A 20,570-nucleotide genomic window follows, 5' to 3' on the forward strand; every position below is an offset into this window, starting at 1 on the left:
TTTTTTCATCTTTCGTAATTGAGATTTTTAAATTATGCAAATTTACTTGGCTCGTAACAATCAACAAGCTGGTCCCTATAGTTTAGAACAAGTGAACCAAATGCTTGCCAGTCAACAAGTTTTATTGACAGATCTGGCTTGGCACGAAGGTATGACTGAATGGAAAACACTTGGTGAGCTGACTCAAGGTAAACTTGTATACGAACCTGTAGGTTACTCAGCTTTTAGTACTCCCGTTAAAACAGAAACAGATAACGCTTCTTTTAAAATCAAGGTGGAGCAAAAAGCCAAACCAGAGTTGGCAGCTTTTCACTCTCGTGCGCTTGCCAAAGTCCTGGACTTGATGCTTTGGTTGCCAATGGCAGCAATTCCTTCATTCTTTTTTAATGAAAGCCAATATAAAGAATTGTTTGAAATTCAAAAGCAATTACAGACCGCTCAAGTTGCATCGAGTAAAGCCGTTGAATTGCAACAGCAGTTAATGCAGCTCATCCCGAATGAAGCATGGATGAGTATTTTTGCTTACTTGATTATCATGCTGATGATCCAGGCTTTTTTTATTGCAAAATCAGGTCAGAGCATTGGCAAGAAAATTGCAAAAATTAAAATTGTAGATGCCGAAACATTTACACAAGTCAGCTCAATTCGAGCTTTCTGGTTACGTAGTGTTTTATTCATTATTCTGAATCTGCTGTTCATGCCATTTATTACAATTGTTGATTATGCTTTCTTCGCATTGAACAAAAATCGTCAAACACTGCACGATAAATTGGCAAAAACCAAGGTAATTAAACAGTAATCACAAATCGATAAAGAAAAGAGGATTTATTCCTCTTTTCTTTTATATTAAATTGATATTTATACAAAAAGAACTTAACTCAACCTTAATTCCTACAAGACAAATCGGGTTTTAAAACAAGCATTTCAGGCCACTTTATCAGTAGCTTAGTTCTTCAATATGAGGCATAATGCCCAACAACGTAGCGGTGTCGCGTGATTGCTAAGCATTTTTTAAACAATTCTTATCAATCACGCGACACTTTAATCGCTATCCCATAATTTAATTAGGGAATGGGACTCTTCACCGAGGTTGTAAAATGAGACAAACGATTTTAGCTGTATTGTCTTTATCTGCGATGGCCGCGCTCTTGACTGGGTGTGGCGGTGATATGGTACTTCTAAACAATAAAGGTCCAGTTGGTCAAGGTCAAAGTAACTTGATGATGACTGCGATCTATTTAATGCTATTGGTGGTAATTCCATCAATTGTTATGGCATTGTGGTTTGGTTGGAAATATCGCGCGTCGAATAAAGATGCAGACTATAAACCTACTTGGGCACACTCTACGACAATTGAGATCGTTGTTTGGGGTGTTCCTGTCATTATTATTGGTATTTTAGCTTGGTTAACTTGGTGGGGTTCCCACAAGTACGACCCTTACCGTCCGTTAGAATCAGATAAAGCACCATTGACTATTCAAGCTGTCGCTGAACAGTTCAAGTGGATTTTTATCTATCCTGAGCAAAACATCGCAACGGTAAATGAAGTACGCTTCCCAGAACAAACACCTGTAAGCTTTAAGATTACTTCTAACTTCACGATGAACTCGTTCTTCATCCCGCAGTTAGGTGGTCAGATCTATGCAATGGCAGGTATGCAAACTCACCTTCACCTATTAGCAGATGAACCAGGTGTATTCCGTGGTTTTTCGGCAAACTATTCAGGTTACGGTTTCTCACAAATGCGCTTTAAAGCACACAGTGTAACTGAACCAGAATTTGCGCAGTGGGTAGAAGCAGTTAAAGCTGGTAACGGTACAAGCATTAACCCTGAAGCCATTCAAAAAGGTACGCTTGACCAAGCTGAGTTAGCAACGCTGAAAGATGGCGATCGTTCTAAGCATCAGATCGAGCATTTAGTCAACCGTGCTAAAGCTGCTGGTGATGAAGAAGCGCTTGCTAAAGCTGAAGCGATGAAACCGTTCCCGACTAAGCCACACCCAGTGACTTATTACTCATCAGTTGAACCAAAATTGTTTGAAACAATCATCAACCACTATATGAGTAACTATCACGGTGCTGACCACTCTGCTGCTCATGCAACAGCAGAAACTCATGCTGCAGCTGAACACGCTGCTCAAGGGGAATAAGACATGGATATGATTTTTGGTAAACTGGGTTGGGACTCTATCCCGACAGAGCCAATCGTACTTGTCACCATGGTCTTTATGGCACTTGGTGCAATTGCTGTGCTTGGCGGTATCACCTATTTCAAAAAATGGGGATATTTGTGGAATGAATGGTTTACAACTGTAGACCATAAAAAGATTGGTATCATGTATATCATTGTATCTGTGGTCATGCTTTTGCGTGGTTTCGCCGATGCGATCATGATGCGTCTACAACTTTTCCTCGCGAAAGGCGGCGGTGAAGGTTACTTACATCCTGACCACTACGACCAGATCTTCACCGCACACGGTGTCATCATGATCTTCTTCGTGGCAATGGGTCTCGTTGTAGGTATGATGAACATCTCTGTACCTTTACAGATTGGTGCTCGTGACGTTGCTTTCCCATTATTGAACTCTTTAAGCTTCTGGTTATTCGCCGGTGCTGCTGGTTTAATGATGCTTTCACTGGTGTTGGGTGAATTTGCTGCGACTGGTTGGATGGCTTACCCTCCTCTATCTGGCATCCAATATTCTCCTGGTGTTGGTGTTGACTACTATATCTGGGCACTTCAGGTTTCTGGTCTGGGTACGCTGTTATCTGGTGTTAACTTCTTTGTTACCATCATCAAAATGCGTGCACCTGGCATGAAATTGATGGATATGCCAATTTTCACGTGGACTTCACTTTGTACGGCAGTACTTATCATTGCATCATTCCCTGTATTAACAGGTACCCTTGCAATGTTGACACTTGACCGTTACTTCGGCTTCCATTTCTTCACCAATGAGCTTGGCGGTAGCCCAATGCTTTATGTGAACTTGATCTGGACCTGGGGTCACCCTGAAGTATACATCTTGGTATTACCAGCATTTGGTCTATACTCAGAAATCGTTGCAACCTTCTCTCGTAAAGCGTTGTTCGGTTATAAGTCTATGGTGTATGCGACGATTGCGATTACTGTCCTTGCATTCGTTGTATGGCTTCACCACTTCTTCACCATGGGTGCTGGTGCGAACGTGAACGCGTTCTTCGGTATCATGACCATGGTTATTGCGATTCCGACTGGTGTGAAAATCTTCTCTTGGTTATTCACCATGTATAAAGGTCGCATCACCTATACAACACCAATGTTATGGACGCTTGGCTTCCTTGTAACATTCGGTATCGGTGGTTTAACTGGTGTATTGATGGCTGTTCCACCTGCGGACTTCCTGGTACACAACTCATTATTCTTGATCGCTCACTTCCATAACGTAATTATCGGTGGTGTGGTGTTTGGTATGTTTGCCGGCATCATCTTCTACTGGCCGAAAATGTTTGGTTGGAAGCTCAATGAAGCATGGGGTAAAGCTGCGTTCTGGTTCTGGTTCTTCGGTTTCTATTTTGCATTCATGCCACTTTATATCCTTGGTTTCATGGGTATGACGCGTCGTTTGAATACATATGACAACCCAGAATGGGATCCTTACTTGGCCATCGCGTTATTCGGTGCCGTTCTTGTTGCAATCGGTATTGCATGCTTCTTGATGCAAATTATCGTTGGTTTCTTACAACGTAAGGACAACATGGACCATACTGGCGATCCATGGGATAGCCGTACCCTTGAATGGGCAACGTCATCTCCTGCTCCATTCTATAACTTTGCGCATGAACCAGATGCAAGCGGCGTTGACCGTTTCTGGACTGACAAAGAAAATGGTGTAGCATACGCACGTAACACTAAATATGAAGACATCCACATGCCGACTGATCGTGCTGCTGGTTTTGTCATTGCGATGTTCATTACCGTACTTGGTTTTGCACTCATCTGGCATATTTGGTGGCTTGTTGTTGTTTCATTCGTTTCAGCTGTTGTTAGCTTGATCGTAAGCTCATTCACCAAGAATGTTGATTACTACGTCCCTGCTGCCGAAGTTGAGCGTATTGAAAACGAACGCTATGCTTTACTTGAAAAACACTTGAAGAAGGACTAAGGAAATGGCTGAAGTACTTCATCACGACAACCACGGCCACGATGGTCATCATGAACATGATGATACAGACTTAACGGTCTTTGGTTTCTGGACATACTTGATGAGTGACTTGATTCTTTTCGGATCACTCTTCATTGCGTTCGCTGTATTAAGCAGTCATATCCCGCCAGGAACCCCAAGTGCATATGACCTGTTCCATGACTCATTAGGCTTCGTTTTAACTGAAACATTTGCCTTATTGATTTCATCGGTAACATTTGGCTTTGCTGTACTTGCATCTTATAAAAAGAATGTAAATCAGGTGATCACCTGGTTATTGATTACATTCCTTTTTGGTGCATCGTTCATTGGTATGGAAATCTATGAGTTCCGTCACCTTGTACACGAAGGCCACGGTCCTACTCACAGTGCATTCTTATCATCGTTCTTTACTTTGGTTGGTACACACGGTATCCACGTAACTTCTGGTTTAGTCTGGATGCTGGTATTGATGTATCAAATCAAAAAGAATGGTTTGACTTTACCGAATACACGTCGTCTTGCTTGCTTAAGCTTGTTCTGGCACTTCCTTGACATCGTTTGGATCTGTGTATTCAGCGTCGTTTACTTACTGGGAGTTCTCTAATGAGTAGTCATGACCATAATGCTGCAGGTGCGTCACACGGTAACTTTAAACAATACACTGTTGGATTTATCCTTTCTGTTATCCTCACCATCATCCCATTCGGGATGGTGATGGCGGGTGGTTTCAGTCGTGGCGTTTTAGTTACAGTAATTGCAATTACTGCTGTTGCTCAGGTGCTTGTACAACTTGTGTACTTCCTGCACATGAATACATCGTCTGATCAACGTTGGAACCTTATTGCATTTATCTACACAATCTTATGTATCGCTGTACTTCTAGTCGGCTCTGTGTGGATTATGAATTACCTACACTACAACATGATGATCTAAACTGATTGTCATGTGGAAAAAGTATTTATTCCTGACTAAACCAGGAATTCTCTTCGGTAATTTTATTACCACCTTGGGCGGCTTCTTCTTAGCCGCCCAAGGCTCTATAGACTTCCTCTTATTATTATTGACCCTACTCGGAACAACTTTTGTCGTTGCGTCTGGTTGTGTAGTGAATAATGTTATTGATCAAGACATCGATCAAAAAATGCAGCGCACCATGAACCGTGCACTTGTGACTAAAACCATTTCCCCTACTGTTGCAATGTGCTATGCATTTGTCTTGGGCATTATTGGTTTTAGCATTCTCTGGTTCTATGTCAATGCTTACGCATTTTTGTTCGCAGTGATTGGTTTTGTGGTCTATGTCGGTTTTTATAGTTTGTGGACCAAACGCACCACAATCCATCAAACTGTCATTGGTAGTATTTCCGGAGCGAGTCCTCCTGTTATTGGTTATACGGCTGTAAGTCATCAGTTCGATATGGCGGCCTTATTGATTTTTGTTGCATATGCTTTATGGCAAATGCCACATTCGTGGGCAATCGCAATTTATCGTTTTGACGATTACAAAAATGCAGGCGTTCCGATTTTACCTGTAGCGCGTTCGATTTTAAGAACGAAAGTTGAATCACTGATTTATGTGGTTCTATTTACCGTTGCAATGAATGCTTTATTTGTATATGGATACACCAATATCATTTTCCTGGTGATCTGTAATGCACTTTGTATTTATTGGTTCTACATTGGTATTTTAGGATTTAAGGCTAAAGATGATCAACTTTGGGCGAAACGCTTTTTCCTTTTTTCAGTAATTCTTATTACTGTCATCAGTTTAAGCTTTAGCTTTACCTTTAAAAGCCCTGCACCATTCTTCCCTATTTTTTAAAAAGATAGAGAACGCTCTATCTTTTTATTCTCCCTTGCTATACTCATTTCGTGCAATAAAAACATTCGCTTCTTTATTGCCTAAATGAATGCTCTATACTCATCCCCTGTACAGTTTTTTCTACTTAATTAAAAGCAAGCCCCTCATCACACCCGAACTTTACGTTGATCTGATAAAGCATTTTTCACATTAATAGCAACATGCTTTTTTGTATTTCACTATAAAAAATAAAAAAACCAAACCACACTACATTTGCTTTATCACGCTGATTTGAATATAATCCCCGCTTCGCAATTTGCGACGTAACTTTTTTAAGTTATGACTCCTTGCTTCTGATTTTTATAATCAGGGGCTGCTTAAACCGTAAGGAGCTGACAATGCGTCACTACGAAATCGTACTATTGGTACATCCAGACCAAAGCGATCAAGTTGTAGGTATGGTTGAACGCTATATCTCTCAGATCAAAGAAGCTGAAGGTCAAATTCACCGTTTAGAAGATTGGGGCCGCCGCCAATTGGCTTACCCGATTAACAAAATTCACAAAGCACACTACATTCTTATGAATGTTGAATGTGGTCAAACGACTCTTGATGAATTAGAAGAATTGTTCCGTTATAACGACGCGATCATTCGTAACATCATCATCCGTCGTGAACACGCAATTACTGAAGAATCTTTACTTGCTAAGAGTGCTGAAGAAAAACGTGCGCGTAAAGCTCAACGTGAAGAAGCACAACAAGCAGTTCAAGAAGCTGAATAAGGAGAACATCAATGGCACGTTTTTACCGTCGTCGCAAGTTCTGCCGCTTTACAGCTGAGAATGTTGCGTACATCGACTACAAAGATATCGACACTTTAAAACAGTACATCACTGAAAACGGCAAGATTGTTCCTAGCCGTATTACAGGTACTAAAGCTCGTTATCAACGTCAATTAGCGTTAGCTATCAAACAAGCTCGCTATTTGTCTTTGATTCCGTACACTGACAACCATAAGTAAGTGAGGTGAGCTGTGGACGTTATCTTATTACAACGCATTAAAAACCTTGGTAAATTAGGCGACAAAGTATCAGTTAAAGCTGGTTACGGTCGTAACTTCTTGATCCCTCAAGGTAAAGCTGTAGCTGCAACTGAAGCAAACACTGCTGCTTTTGAAGCTCGTCGTGCTGAACTTGAGAAACAAGAAGCTGAAGTATTAGCTGCTGCGAATGCACGTGCTGAACAATTGAACGAAGTAAACATCGTTATCACTGCGAAAGCTGGTGATGAAGGTAAACTCTTCGGTTCTATCGGTACTCGTGACATCGCTGATGCTTTAACTAATGCTGGTCTTGCTGTAGACCGTGCAGAAGTTCGTTTACCAAACGGTGCGCTTCGTCACACTGGTGAATTCAACATCGCAATCCAATTGCATCATGATGTTGTTGCTGAAGTTCTCGTTACTATCGTATCTGAGTAATTTCTGCAAAAAAAAGAGCATGTTTTACATGCTCTTTTTTTATGTCTAAAAAATACAAAAAGACTTCGAATTAAGTTTTAAATTTTATAATTCTCACTCTATAGGGCCACCGATATGCAAAAGAAGAATCGTATCATTGCTTTGGTACTCGCCATGTTTTTAGGTTTTTTTGGAATAGATCGTTTCTATCTCGGTAAAAAGACCAGTGGCGTTTTAAAATTAATCACCTTTGGTGGGTTAGGCTTTTGGTGGTTTATTGATGCCACCCTGCTGCTACTGGATGCCTTCCTCTATTCTTTGGGCAAAGACACTGGCTTTGTGAAAGATGCGCAAAAGAATGATCTTCGCTACGGTCTTTCAGCTTATCGCTTAAAAAATGGAAAGTTCGTGCAGGACTGGTTTGCACAATCTTAAAGTGAAACGGCTCCTTTTTCTCACATTGATCTGACCAATCAGGATGCAATAGCAGAAATGACTATCTATTATGCTATTGCACCACTTACACAATTTTCCCTGAATTAAATTGTCCAGATCAGCTTCATTTGGATTAAGATAGTCACTCGGTATTGTTTCATCTTTTTTATTAGGTCTTGTTATGTCACAGGCGAATGCCAATTTTACAAAAACTTCTCCAAACACAGAGAGTAAAGTGAGTGACTCAGGTCAGCTAAAAGAATTCCGTACCCCACCGCATAACCTTGCCATCGAGCAAGCGGTCTTGGCAGCACTAATGACGGTTGCAGAATCTTTTGAGCAAGTTAGTGACTTACTTAAAGAAAATGATTTCTATGCAACGCGTCACAAATATATCTATCGTGCCATTGAAAAACTAGCCCAAGAAAACTCGCCTTATGATGCAGTTTTGGTCAATGACTGGTTGCTCAAACAAAATCTGCTTGATGCCATTGGTGGTGAAGAATATTTAATGCAATTGATGGCAGACTCCCCATCAAGCTTCTACAACCTTGAAATTTATGCCAATAAAATCAAGGAATTTTCAACGCTGCGTAACATGATCAAGATCAGCAGTGATATTTTACAAAATGCCTATGACACCAAAGGTCGTCCAGTCAGTGAAATTCTTGATTTAGCAGAAACCAGTATTTTCTCTTTGGCGGAACAGCACAACAACAATAAAAAAGATTCTGGGCCAAAATCGATCAGTTCTGTGACTGCGGACGTTATCACCAAATTAGATGAACTGTCTAAACTAGACGGCAACATTACTGGTTTAACCACGGGCTTCCTAGAGCTGGATAATAAAACCTCAGGCATGCAACCAGGTGACTTGATTATTGTCGCAGCACGTCCATCGATGGGTAAAACCACATTCGCGATGAACCTGGTTGAAAGTGTATTGCAATATAACCGCTTACCAGCGCTGGTATTCTCTATGGAGATGCCAGCTGACTCGATTGCTATGCGTTTGATTTCTGCCATGGGTAAAGTCCATCAAGGACATTTACGTTCGGGTAATCTGGATGCGGATGAATGGACCAAAGTCACCGGGACCATTCTGCAATTACAGGAAATGCATCTTTATATCGATGACTCATCGGCCCTACCACCAACCGAACTTCGTGCCCGTGCGCGTCGTGTAGCCAAAATGCATGATGGCAAAATCGGTTGTATCATGGTCGATTACTTGCAGTTGATGAAAGTACCCGGTATGGGCGATAACCGTGTCGGCGAGATCTCGGAAATTTCCCGAAGCCTGAAAGCACTTGCCAAAGAAATGCAATGTCCTGTTATCGCCCTATCACAGCTAAACCGTAGTTTGGAGAATCGTCCAAACAAACGTCCAGTGATGTCCGACTTACGTGAATCCGGTGCGATTGAGCAGGATGCCGACTTGATCATGTTTATTTACCGTGATGAAGTCTATAACAAGGAATCCAAAGAAGCAGGCACCGCCGAGATCATTATTGGTAAACAGCGTAACGGTCCAATTGGTAGCGTGCGTCTTGCTTTCGAAGGTCAATATACCCGTTTTAGTAACCTCTCACCTGAGTTCTATGCCCAGTATGATGATGAGGAATAACTCTTCCCCTATTTAGCTGCTTTATCTACTTTCCAAGTCGTCCCAAAGGAGAAATCAGGGTGCGCCAAGCAACAGTTTATATTGATAGTGATGCACTACAATATAATTTCAACCGCGTTAAACAACTTGCTCCACATTCAAAAATTGTCAGCATGGTGAAATCCAATGCTTACGGACACGGAGTTAAAGATTGCTTAGCCGCCTTGGACGCCACAGACGCCTTTGGTGTCGCCTGTTTAGAAGAAGCGCTAGAGATCAGGCAACTGGGTTATCATCAGCCGATCACGCTGATTGAAGGTATATTTTCTGAAGACGAAATGACACAGGTCATTGAACAGAAACTTGAATGTATCGTTCACCATAGCCAGCAAGTCGAATGGCTAATCCAGCACAAGCAAGCATATAATGCGTTAGGATTAAAGGTCTGGGTCAAACTGAATAGCGGAATGAACCGTTTAGGGTTTAAAGTGACCGAAATTATCGAGGTCATCCAGCGTTTAAAAGCAGAAGGTTTTACCTGTGTACTTGCCATGCATTTTGCCAATGCAGATGTCGATCATCCATTGAATGAACAGCAAATAGAACAATTCTTACAGGTTAAACAGGCATGTGCACCAATTTTAGCCTCATGTTGCAATTCAGCAGCGATTTATAAATATCCGGAACTGCATTTTGATTTTGTCCGCCCGGGAATCATGCTATATGGCGCTTCCCCCTTTGCCGATAAGAATGTGCATGCGCTCGATCTGAAACCAGTAATGACTTTTAGCGCAGAAATCATGGCTTTGAACCAGATTCAACAAGGTGAATGTGTCGGCTATGGTTCCACTTATGCCGCAACCTGCCCTTCAAAAATTGCCATTGTTTCGATTGGCTATGGCGATGGCTATCCACGTGCCTATATTCAGCAGAACTTTGTAGCCATTGATCAGCAACTGGTTCCAGTGGTTGGACGCGTCAGTATGGATATGATGGCGATTGATGTGACGAATATTACAGCCGAGATTGGTACGAAAGTGGAGCTTTGGGGCGCACATCGTCTCGTGGATGATGTTGCTACTGCAAACGGCACCATTGGCTATGAGTTATTATGCCGTTTGAGCAATCGCCCACGACGTAAAGTCATTTAAAAACACCAAAAATCCAGGCTATGCCTGGATTTTTTATTTGTGCTCAATTTATAGATCATAATCTGCTGTCGGCTTTGGAAGTTCTTGCAAACCACGTCTTAAGGTTTCCGACCATTGCTTACTAATCTGGCTAAAGTAAGGATCATCCTCACTAATCCGTTTACCCTCTGGAATTTTAAAACTATCTTTATGATAAACCAGGGCATCCAGAGGTAAGCCAACCGATACATTGGAACGTAAAGTTGAATCAAATGAAATCAGTGAACAACGCAAGGCATCATCTAGCGGCATTCGATAATATAATGCACGATCAAGAATAGGTTTACCGTATTTACTTTCACCGATCTGAAAATACGGCGTATCCGTGGTTGCACAAATAAAATTACCCTGTGGGTAGACGTTATACAGCTGCATTTCTTCGCCTTTGATCTGTCCTCCCACCAAAATACTGCAAGAGTAATTCATCTGTTCCTGCGTATCTGAGGTAATGTCTTCCAGCACTTTGCGCAGGGTTTTCCCCACCAGTTCTGCCACTTCAAACATCGTGTTGGCACTATATAAATTGGGTTCCTGATGCAGCGCCAAAGCATTTTGCAAATGCCCAATCACCGCCTGAGTGGTCGCCAAATTACCTGCTGTCTGCAAAGCAATAAAGCGCTCGCCCTCCACCCCAAACGTATGTAGCTTACGAAATACAGAAATATGATCGACCCCGGCATTTGTTCGGGTATCACTAATCAATACCAAACCCTGCTCTAATCTTAATGCACAACAATAGGTCATCTTTCTCTCTTTCTACTTAACATGCCAAAACCTGTACCACAGACATCATACTTTCTACGCCACCTTGCTCACGAATACCGCGCACGGGTGCAACATCTAGATAGTCACGCCCAACCGCAACATAAATATGATTTTGTGGTGTGAATCTCTGATTACTCACATCGAAACAATACCACTCATTATCCACAAAAATCTCGGCCCATGCATGACTGGCAAGGTGCGGTTGATTTTTATCATAGATATAGCCAGATACATAACGTGCTGGTAATTGTAGCGCACGACACATGGCAATTAATATATGGGCGTGATCCTGACACACCCCCTGACCTGCATAAAAGGCCTCAATTGCAGAGGTCGTAACTGAGGTACTCTCGGGTTGATAAGGGACTTGCTCTAAAATTTTCTCTGATAAAACAATCAGATTTTGTCTATTTTTTGCAGCAACAACTGACTGTGCAAAATCTGTCATAGTCAGGTCACAACAGGTCATCGCAGTCCGTTGTAAAAAGATCATCGGTGAAATATCGGTTTCGACATAGCCGACCTCTGTTGCATGCAAATCCACCACGCCTTGAGCCATAATTGTCAAATAGCGATACTCATGGCGTTGTGTTGCGGTAATCCACAAATTGTTAAACGCATCACGCTGACACGAATACTGCCCTGGTACACTAATCTGCCAATTCTCAATGCTCTGATGCCGAGAACTCTGCGGCATCATTTTGATTGACTGGACACTATTCCGTGCAACTTCGGTATAGCGATAATGCGTCTGGTGATTCACCATAAGTTTCATGAGAATGCCTCAAACTGATTTTCCAATTTATAGGTAAATGCATAAAACTGGTCCAAGTATGGCTGCTCTTTTAAGATCTGCCAACTGGGTTGTAGATCTTGCCATCCCAACTGAAATAACTGCTCAAAAGTCGGATCAATCCTATCAAACATCGGATCAAGATGATGTTGGAATCTAAAATAGGTATCTATTTGCTCAATACATTGCCCAATATGAAAGAATAGAAAAATATCTTCCTGTTCCGCTTTTAGAATATCACAACAACGCTCCACTGCAGCTTGAATAGCCAGCCCGTCGGCAACCGTACTTTTAATCAAATAATTTAGTTCAGCATAGGCCTGTGCCGTCAACAAACCTCTTAATTCCTGAATATTGTCCCGTGCTATCTCTAGTTGACTCAATAAAGAATAAGGCTGTTGCCGGTCTAACATGAATTGATTCAAGTTTTCTGCATCATCAATATGCAAACAAAGCGCTTGCGCAAATTCTGAGGCCTGCTGATCATCCACAAAAGGCAGTTGTTCTGCAACATAGGCGATACGGAATAGATAACGTCCTAACCAGTAAATATGTTGAGCACTTGAACTAAGCAAAAGCATAGAATTCCTCCTTTTTTCTTTATATCCACGCCCTAGCTTGGATTGTATTCAAGCTGTGGCGTACCGCTTAGGAATGTAAACTTTCCACGACCCATGTATCTTTAATCCCTCCCCCTTGAGAAGAGTTCACCACCAATGAGCCTGCCTGCATGGCAACGCGGGTTAAGCCGCCTGGCACAATTTCAGTGCGATAAGGTGAACTCAACACAAATGGGCGTAAATCAATATGACGTTCAGCCAGCCCCTCTGGGGTCAACGTTGGCGCAACAGACAGAGCCAATGTCGGTTGTGCAATATATAAATGTGGTGTCTCAATCAGTTTCTGTCTGAAACAATCAATCTGCTGCTGATCTGCTTGCGGACCAATCAACATGCCATAGCCCCCAGAACCCTGTGCTTCTTTAACTACCAGCTTTTCTAAATTCCTCAAGACATAATCAAGCTGCTCAGCCTCACGACATTGATAGGTCGGTACATTATTTAAAATCGGGACTTCTCCCAAATAGAATTGAATCATCTGATCTACATAAGGATAAATCGACTTGTCATCAGCCACGCCTGTACCTGGGGCATTGGCAATCACAACATTATGTTGTAGATAGGCAGACATTAAACCAGCCACACCCAAGCTGCTATCGGGTCTAAAGCTGAGCGGATCAAGGAAATCATCATCAACACGGCGATAAATCACATCCACTTGCTGACGGCCATGAATAGTTTTGACAAAAACTTTCTCATCCTCAACAAATAAATCCCGACTGGTTACCAGAGGCACATCCATTTCACGCGCTAAAAATGAATGTTCGTAATAGGCACTGTTAAAACGTCCTGGTGTGAGCACCACAATCAAAGGCCGGTCAACATAGGCATTTTCTTCCAATATTGCTTTTAACAGACTTGGATATTGCTCAATCCCTTGTAAATTATTGCTGCTACACAAATCTGGCATCAGTTTCTGGCTGATTTTTCGGCTTTCCAGCATATAAGACACACCAGATGGTGTACGTAAATTATCTTCAAGTACAAAGAACTCACCTTGAGCATCACGAATAATGTCTATACCACTGATTTGTGAATAAATTTTTCCCTTTAACCGATGCTTCAACATATGTGGTTGAAAGGCTTCATGGGCAATCACCTGTTCTGCGGCAATTAAACCTTCTTTTAAAATATGCTGACCATGATAAATATCATCTAAAAATAGATTCAGCGCTTTCACACGTTGTGCACAGCCTGTTGCAATCTTCTCCCATTGCTTCTTTTCAATGACACGTGGAATAAGGTCATACGGGATGGTCCGTTCCGCACCTTCCTGATCACCATATACATTAAAGGTGATCCCCTGATAAAGAAAATGCTGTTTGGCTTGTGCTTCCAAAGTCTTTAAATCGTCAAGACTACGCATACTTAGCCATTGTTCAATTTTTTTCGATGCCTCACCATTAAAACTTTGATCATCTAACATTTCATTAAAAAATTGCGATTTAAGCTGTTCGAATAGATTTGTCGTTACATGAAGTTGAGGAATAAATGTTGATGTATCAATGGAAACTGCTGTATTTGACTCTACTGTAAAATAATCTGTACTTATATGTAGGCTATTCTCTTGTTCTGACATAGAAACCTCGTCTCATCATTTATTTATATTCAAATAAAGCAATTTCAATGCCACTTACACAAATGATCAAATTTCAACCAGAACTAAAATATTTAAGCAAAAGCGTGTTCATTTCAGTCGTAAATACGTAATCTGGATCGGATGGGCTTGCTAAATAAGTATAGTTTTTTTATTGTGTGTGCTTTAGACCATTGAATTACGTATTACGCTTATGTCATCCGTACAAGAAAAAGAAACTTCAAATAGCCTTTATCGCCAGTGGCAGATTTTATCCCGCCTTTCGACCGGAAAATGGATGGGCACCCGAGAATTACAAGAAATTTTAGAACGTGAAGGCATTGATATTAGCCTGAGAACCATTCAGCGCGATTTAAATCAGATCGCGCAACGCTTCCCTATAGAGAGTAATAAAACCGTCCCTCAAGGCTGGCGCTGGCGTTCTGACGCGCCTATTCAGAGCTTGCCACACATGACCAGTTCACAAGCAGTGACCTTCATGATGGTAGAAGAACATTTACGTCACTTGCTTCCACCCAGCTTGCTAGAAGAAATGATGCCGTGGTTTGACCTTGCCAAGCGTAGCCTTTCAACCCAGAACAACGTGAGACAATGGATTAACCGTGTTCGAATCGTACCTGCGACGCAGCCTCTAATTCCACCTGTGGTGGACAAACATGCACAACAGGCGATTTACGAAGGTTTATTACAAGATAAACAGATTGAATGTATTTATCGTGCCAGAACCCATCAGGGTGAAGATAAGACCTATATCCTGAATCCATTGGCATTGGTGCAAAAAGGTGCCGTGATTTACCTGATCTGTACCCGTAATGATAAAACCGAAGTCCAGACCTTCGCCTTACATCGTTTTAAATCAGCAACCGTACTGGACAATCGTGCCTTACATCCTGTGAATTTTGATATTGATAATTATATTGAATCAGGTGCTCTTGGTTTCCGGGTCGACTATAACAAGCCAACTGAACAGATTCAGTTAAAACTGACCATGAGCGAGAGTACCGCTAAAAGCTTCTACGAAAGTCAGCTTAGCAAAGATCAGGTCATCCAGGCTTTGGAAGAGAATATTGTTGAAGTTTCTGCAACTGTTCCCTTTACTTCACAACTGGTGTGGTGGCTCAGAAGTTTTGGTAAAAAGATTCTGAATATTGAACCTGCTGCTGTTTATAATGCAGTGAAAGAAATTGAAGAAAATGAGTAATAAAAAAGAGAACCTTTCGGTTCTCTTTGACTTTTTATAGATTTTATTATTAATCACTCAACATTATTTTTATTATTTTAAATGTCAAACCAATCTCTCTCCCCGCCTTGATCAAAATTGGTTTGCACCTTTTTTAGCGCTGTAATGCAAATCAACATCGGCACGCCAATTCATAGCCATTGTAACGGATTCTCTTTTTCGTCATAGTTAAAACCCTCTTTGTTTGAACGTAAAGCTAATATAACGAGGATTTTTAAGGCTGTGAAATAACAAAGATTGGAATCCAAAGCTGTTTTTTTGCTATCAGCATTTGCTAGATCAAAGCCATATTACTGATCATTTTGATTCTCAAACAAGGTCTCAAAACGATGTAGATGCGTAAAACGTCCAGCTTGTGTTTGATATTGATCAATTTGCGGCACCAAGCGCTGAAAATGCTCAGACTGTACATGTAAATCCAGTGCAGCCCGATCATCCCATTCTTCAATAAAAACAAAATGCCCTTTCTGCTTATGATCATGGTAAAGGTCGTAAGCAATACATCCTGCTTCAGTTCTAGTTTTTTCAACAAGCTCTTGATAAAGCGGTAAAACCATCTCAATGTATTCGGGTTGAATAAAGTCTTCTGCAATCAGCTTTAAGGTCATATTGGCTCTTATTTTTCTGAAATTTTTCCATAAAAAAAAGCTCTCAAATTCATGAGAGCTTTTTTATCATCAACTCAGCTTATGCTGAAAATGGATGACGCAATACGATTGTTTCTGCACGGTCAGGACCTGTTGAAACGATATCAATTGGGCAACCAATTAACGTTTCGATACGGCGTACATAAGCCAATGCATTTGCAGGAAGTTGATCGATTTGAGTTAAACCGACAGTCGACTCGCTCCAACCTGGCATGGTTTCATAGATCGGCTTCAAGCTTTCGAATGAAATCGCATCAGAAGAACCGGCACAGCCTGAATCTACATCTTCATAACCGACACAGATTTTCACTTCTTCTAAACCATCTAATACGTCAAGTTTAGTCAAGCAAATACCAGACAATGAGTTTACTTCAACTGAACGACGTAGAATTTCTGCATCGAACCAGCCACAACGACGTTGACGACCAGTAGACGCACCAAATTCATGACCGACTGTACCTAAGTGACGACCAATCGCATCACCAGTATCGGTTGCAGCATCATAGTGCAATTCAGTTGGGAATGGACCAGCACCAACACGTGTTGTATATGCTTTGGTAATACCCAAGACATAGTCTAAATGCAGTGGCCCCATACCTGAACCAGAGCTTACGCCACCCGCAGTGGTATTTGAGCTGGTTACGTATGGATAGGTACCGTGATCGATGTCAAGTAACGAACCTTGTGCACCTTCAAACATGATTGCCTTACCTTCTTTACGGTAATCATGTAACACCTTAGTCACGTCAATCACTAGTGGCTCAAGCACTTCACGCCATTGGTTGCAAAGCGCAAGTACATCTTCAAACTTAACTTCTTCAACACCATAGAATTGAGAAAGCTGGAAGTTATGAAGCTCAAGCATTTCCTTGAGTTTTTCTTCAAGCAATGCACCACCACGGATCAAGTCAGCGACGCGTACAGCGCGACGTGCAACTTTATCTTCATAAGCAGGACCAATACCACGGCCTGTGGTACCAATTTTCGCGTTACCACGTTTTTTCTCACGTGCTTGGTCAAGCGCAATGTGGTTTGGCAAAATTAATGGACAGTTTGGAGAAATACGTAAACGTTCTTTAACAGGTACGCCTTCTTGTTCCAGAATTGCCATTTCTTTAATTAATGCTTCAGGAGAAAGAACCACACCATTCCCGATTAAGCACAATACGTTTTCACGTAAAATACCTGATGGAATGAGGTGTAATACAGTCTTCTTACCACCTACGACAAGAGTATGTCCTGCGTTGTGACCGCCTTGATAGCGTACTACCGCAGCCGCTTGATCTGTGAGCAGGTCGACGATTTTACCTTTTCCTTCGTCGCCCCATTGGGTACCAAGTACCACAACATTTTTGCCCATAATAGCCTCATTACATCATGCTGTTAAAATTGGAAACCAAGTCTTAAATCACTTGGCAATTAAATCTTTTCAATCACCCACTGACCATTTTGAGACACCATCTGATGGGTCGCATAGGGCACTGAGCTTAAATCATCATTACCTAACAATTGCACCACACGTAAACCTTGGCTACGCGCATCTGCAATTGCATTAAATAAATCTTGTTGATTGCCTTTTGGCGCGACAACAGTTTCGATGTCGACAAACTGTGTTGCACCTAGCGCATATAAATCACAACTGAAACCTGTTGCTGGACGGGCACGACCAAAGTGTTCACCAATACCATCATATCGCCCACCTTGAGCCAGTGGCGCAGCACGATTTGGTGCATAAATGGCATACATCAAGCCCGTGTGATAGTGGTAACTACGTAATTCAACCACGTCGACACCTACATTCAGATTCGGCCAGCTTGACTGAATTTGCGCCAATGTTGTTTTCAATGCATCAAAGGCAATCTTGAAATCAACATCATTTAAAATTTCCTGGCTTAAATGTGCCTGCAATGCATCCAGATCACTTGCATAACGACCTAAAGCATAAAAATCTGCACCCATCGCCAAACTCTGGGTAAATTCTTCCAGCTCAGGCAAGGCTTTACGCTGATATAAGTCAGAAAGTTCACTTTCGGTATTTTTATTCAGGCCCGCATGCTTCACCAGACTACGGAATAAACCGACGTGGCCCAGATCTAGATGCGCTCCTTCAAGCGTATGTGTGTGCTCAATCAAAGCGAGCATTACATTGACCATTTCTACATCAGCTTCGATGCTGTCATGACCATACAACTCTGCACCTAACTGTAAAGGCGCACGCGTTGCATTAAAATTCTGTGGTTTGGTATGCAAGACTGAACCTGCATAGCAATAACGCGCCACGCCTTCGACTGGACGTACATGGGCATCAATACGTGCAACTTGCGGTGTCATATCCGCACGAACGCCAAGCAAACGGCCTGACAGCTGGTCAATGACCTTGAACGTAACTAGATCTAAATCTTGATTCGATTCTGAAAGTAAAGACAACGATTCAATGTATTCAATAAATGGTGTATACACCAATTGATAACCTCGAACTGCGAGGAAATCTAGCGCTTCTCTACGCAATGTTTCAACAACTTGCGCTTGTTCGGGCAATACATCTGCTACCCCGTCAGGGAGCAACCACGTCTCTGAAATGGTCATGTTCCAAACCTAAAATCTGTTCAATGTGGAGGCATCCACACAAAAAGCAACCACATAAAAAAATCGGGTGAATGCCCGATTCAGCGTAGTGTAGCACGAAGATTTATGTGATGCACCTTCGAATTTGCATAAATCTTTATAGTTTTATAATCCGTCTATCTCAACTCGAATATAAAATTAATGATTAGATTCAACAGATTGAGTGATTACATTTGAAAGTCTCATCGTTGTTCTTATCCCTAAGAACTGCCCAACATCTGAACTATCGCCTTGCTTCCAGTTGATCAGATTCAATTTTTTGATTGCATCAGCTGCCTGAGTATTGAATGCAAAACAGCCGTTCTCTAATTTGGCATTATTCAAACGTTGATTTTGCTTTATCCATAAATCAATTGGGCTATCTACACCTTGATAAGGATGACTTTTTTCATAGGCTAAATGCTTGTCTGCATCCCATACATGACTAGAAAAAAATTGGCTATTGGTACTTTGATTTTCACTATTTCCTAATTTACTGTCTGTTTCAGCCGTCTCTAAGTTTTCCAATCCAATCAGTTTATAACCATGCCACTGTGTATCTAAAAGTCTGAAATACTTCTTATCCTCGCCCAGATTATTATATCGATCTATAATTTGCCGCTTCTGCTCATTAAAAGTTGGAGAATCAGAGAAGGAAAAATCAGATTCAATATAAGCTTGATTCCACTGGCTCTGTTTTAGTCGATAACAGTAACTCCCCTGAGGAAATACAGCATCTTTATAAGTGGAATAAAATTTAATTAAATTCTGGTCAAGTCGATCAGGATTCGCTGTTAAATCAAAATGATCTCTATAACCCGGCATTACCCGATCAAAAATATTTTGACCTTCTAATTTTACCAGTTGAAAGTTTAAATTCTGCTTAAGTTCAGGTGTGCGTTCATAAAGCCATTGCGTAGAAGATAGCCGTTTAACGACATTCGATTGTGGCGTACCTTTTGCTATCACTTTTGTTTCAGTCAATACCTTCTGATCTAACGGCTCGTTATGTGACTTATTAAAATTAATCTGATTATTCTTAATAAAATAGTTTGTTATCTCAAAATAGTCTTCAACAATATTGTCAGTAGGTTTGGGTTCCTGATAATAAACTTGGTAAAGCACATCTTCCTGAGTTGGTTTTTCTTCAACTTTAGCTCCGTCATTATGACCAGAGCCCCCCCCACCACAGGCCGATAGCAGCAGACTGCTTGCGAGAATACAAATACCCTTATTTTTAAAATTCGACTTCATAAAATCACTTCATATTATTTGTTATAAAAATCATATTATATAAATCAACCATATCATACAAAATGTATTTTAATGGCTCTTGTTACTACCTTTCACCATTATTTCTAACACATTGACCATTTCAACATTTTGCTTTTCTAATGCCGCCATATTTGCCACGGTCCGATCCAGCACTTCCTGTTGCACATGCATTTTCTTGGCAAGGTCCTGCATAATTTCCAGACTCTTTTTAAGATGTAACTCCAAATGCACAACTTTTTCTTCAAGATGCAAAACTTGAACGTTTTGGTTTTGTACGTCTACATTTTTAAACTGCAGCCAGAATAAAAAAACCACCGCCACCAATAAAATAACAATAAATCCCCAAATCAATGTCATTGAATACCCCACATT

22 protein-coding genes are annotated in these 20,570 nt (G+C 41.3%); 13 read left to right on the forward strand and 9 right to left on the reverse strand.

The genetic code is table 11. The features are described from left to right. The first annotated feature begins 34 nt into the window (after positions 1–34). From ACNQO6_RS01175 to alr, 12 genes are all read left to right on the forward strand, one after another. On the forward strand, positions 35–799 hold the full coding sequence (locus ACNQO6_RS01175) for an RDD family protein (protein WP_343581443.1): 765 nt from the start codon (positions 35–37) through the stop codon (positions 797–799). A 298-nt stretch (positions 800–1,097) separates the two neighbouring features. Further along, complete coding sequence (cyoA, locus tag ACNQO6_RS01180) at positions 1,098–2,150, forward strand: ubiquinol oxidase subunit II (RefSeq protein ID WP_343581444.1); 1,053 nt, start codon at positions 1,098–1,100, stop codon at positions 2,148–2,150. Positions 2,151–2,153: 3 nt separating this feature from the next. Continuing rightward, positions 2,154–4,145 (forward strand): cytochrome o ubiquinol oxidase subunit I, encoded by a 1,992-nt coding sequence (gene cyoB / locus ACNQO6_RS01185; RefSeq protein ID WP_440207866.1) that lies wholly within the window; start codon positions 2,154–2,156, stop codon positions 4,143–4,145. 4 nt (positions 4,146–4,149) lie between these two features. After that, on the forward strand, positions 4,150–4,770 hold the full coding sequence (gene cyoC, locus ACNQO6_RS01190) for a cytochrome o ubiquinol oxidase subunit III (RefSeq protein WP_005229636.1): 621 nt from the start codon (positions 4,150–4,152) through the stop codon (positions 4,768–4,770). Further along, on the forward strand, positions 4,770–5,099 hold the full coding sequence (locus ACNQO6_RS01195; protein ID WP_004771585.1) for a cytochrome o ubiquinol oxidase subunit IV: 330 nt from the start codon (positions 4,770–4,772) through the stop codon (positions 5,097–5,099). The genes cyoC and ACNQO6_RS01195 overlap by 1 nt, the downstream gene beginning before the upstream one ends. A gap of 10 nt (positions 5,100–5,109) precedes the next feature. Further along, positions 5,110–5,988 (forward strand): heme o synthase, encoded by an 879-nt coding sequence (gene cyoE, locus ACNQO6_RS01200; RefSeq protein WP_440207867.1) that lies wholly within the window; start codon positions 5,110–5,112, stop codon positions 5,986–5,988. Positions 5,989–6,365: 377 nt separating this feature from the next. Then, positions 6,366–6,749, forward strand: coding sequence for a 30S ribosomal protein S6 (rpsF, locus tag ACNQO6_RS01205; protein WP_004638540.1), 384 nt, complete (start codon positions 6,366–6,368; stop codon positions 6,747–6,749). A gap of 11 nt (positions 6,750–6,760) precedes the next feature. After that, positions 6,761–6,988 (forward strand): 30S ribosomal protein S18, encoded by a 228-nt coding sequence (gene rpsR / locus ACNQO6_RS01210; RefSeq protein ID WP_000090661.1) that lies wholly within the window; start codon positions 6,761–6,763, stop codon positions 6,986–6,988. A gap of 12 nt (positions 6,989–7,000) precedes the next feature. Then, a complete protein-coding gene (rplI, locus tag ACNQO6_RS01215; RefSeq protein WP_004771583.1) occupies positions 7,001–7,447 on the forward strand; it encodes a 50S ribosomal protein L9 in 447 nt (148 codons plus the stop codon). Between the two features lie 114 nt (positions 7,448–7,561). Next, entirely contained in the window at positions 7,562–7,861 is a 300-nt protein-coding gene (locus ACNQO6_RS01220; protein ID WP_262474906.1) for a TM2 domain-containing protein, read from the forward strand. A 181-nt stretch (positions 7,862–8,042) separates the two neighbouring features. Next, entirely contained in the window at positions 8,043–9,488 is a 1,446-nt protein-coding gene (gene dnaB / locus ACNQO6_RS01225) for a replicative DNA helicase (protein ID WP_343580997.1), read from the forward strand. A gap of 59 nt (positions 9,489–9,547) precedes the next feature. Beyond that, positions 9,548–10,618, forward strand: coding sequence for an alanine racemase (alr, locus tag ACNQO6_RS01230; RefSeq protein ID WP_262474905.1), 1,071 nt, complete (start codon positions 9,548–9,550; stop codon positions 10,616–10,618). Positions 10,619–10,666: 48 nt separating this feature from the next. Here the strand turns inward: alr and ACNQO6_RS01235 are convergent, their stop codons facing one another. The 4 genes from ACNQO6_RS01235 to ACNQO6_RS01250 form a co-directional block, all read right to left on the reverse strand. Then, on the reverse strand, positions 10,667–11,401 hold the full coding sequence (locus tag ACNQO6_RS01235; protein WP_343581000.1) for a proteasome-type protease: 735 nt from the start codon (positions 11,399–11,401) through the stop codon (positions 10,667–10,669). Positions 11,402–11,417: 16 nt separating this feature from the next. Continuing rightward, positions 11,418–12,197, reverse strand: a complete 780-nt coding sequence (locus ACNQO6_RS01240; RefSeq protein ID WP_440207868.1) for a transglutaminase family protein — start codon at positions 12,195–12,197, stop codon at positions 11,418–11,420. Continuing rightward, entirely contained in the window at positions 12,194–12,796 is a 603-nt protein-coding gene (locus tag ACNQO6_RS01245) for an alpha-E domain-containing protein (protein ID WP_440207869.1), read from the reverse strand. The genes ACNQO6_RS01240 and ACNQO6_RS01245 overlap by 4 nt, the downstream gene beginning before the upstream one ends. Positions 12,797–12,863: 67 nt before the next feature. Then, positions 12,864–14,414 (reverse strand): circularly permuted type 2 ATP-grasp protein, encoded by a 1,551-nt coding sequence (locus tag ACNQO6_RS01250; protein ID WP_440207870.1) that lies wholly within the window; start codon positions 14,412–14,414, stop codon positions 12,864–12,866. Between the two features lie 211 nt (positions 14,415–14,625). Between ACNQO6_RS01250 and ACNQO6_RS01255 the strand changes: the two genes are divergently transcribed. After that, positions 14,626–15,633 (forward strand): helix-turn-helix transcriptional regulator, encoded by a 1,008-nt coding sequence (locus ACNQO6_RS01255; protein ID WP_440207871.1) that lies wholly within the window; start codon positions 14,626–14,628, stop codon positions 15,631–15,633. Positions 15,634–15,962: 329 nt separating this feature from the next. Here ACNQO6_RS01255 and ACNQO6_RS01260 read toward each other — a convergent pair whose 3' ends face one another. The 5 genes from ACNQO6_RS01260 to ACNQO6_RS01280 form a co-directional block, all read right to left on the reverse strand. Then, positions 15,963–16,280, reverse strand: a complete 318-nt coding sequence (locus tag ACNQO6_RS01260) for a putative quinol monooxygenase (RefSeq protein ID WP_440207872.1) — start codon at positions 16,278–16,280, stop codon at positions 15,963–15,965. A 79-nt stretch (positions 16,281–16,359) separates the two neighbouring features. Continuing rightward, positions 16,360–17,679, reverse strand: coding sequence for an adenylosuccinate synthase (locus tag ACNQO6_RS01265; RefSeq protein ID WP_343581007.1), 1,320 nt, complete (start codon positions 17,677–17,679; stop codon positions 16,360–16,362). A 59-nt stretch (positions 17,680–17,738) separates the two neighbouring features. Continuing rightward, complete coding sequence (locus ACNQO6_RS01270; RefSeq protein WP_396512979.1) at positions 17,739–18,905, reverse strand: ATP phosphoribosyltransferase regulatory subunit; 1,167 nt, start codon at positions 18,903–18,905, stop codon at positions 17,739–17,741. Positions 18,906–19,082: 177 nt separating this feature from the next. Beyond that, positions 19,083–20,177 (reverse strand): hypothetical protein, encoded by a 1,095-nt coding sequence (locus ACNQO6_RS01275; protein WP_440207873.1) that lies wholly within the window; start codon positions 20,175–20,177, stop codon positions 19,083–19,085. 69 nt (positions 20,178–20,246) lie between these two features. Beyond that, entirely contained in the window at positions 20,247–20,555 is a 309-nt protein-coding gene (locus ACNQO6_RS01280) for a hypothetical protein (protein WP_440207874.1), read from the reverse strand. Positions 20,556–20,570: the final 15 nt, after the last annotated feature.

It is taken from the genome of Acinetobacter calcoaceticus (assembly GCF_051947995.1).
Taxonomy (GTDB): domain Bacteria; phylum Pseudomonadota; class Gammaproteobacteria; order Pseudomonadales; family Moraxellaceae; genus Acinetobacter.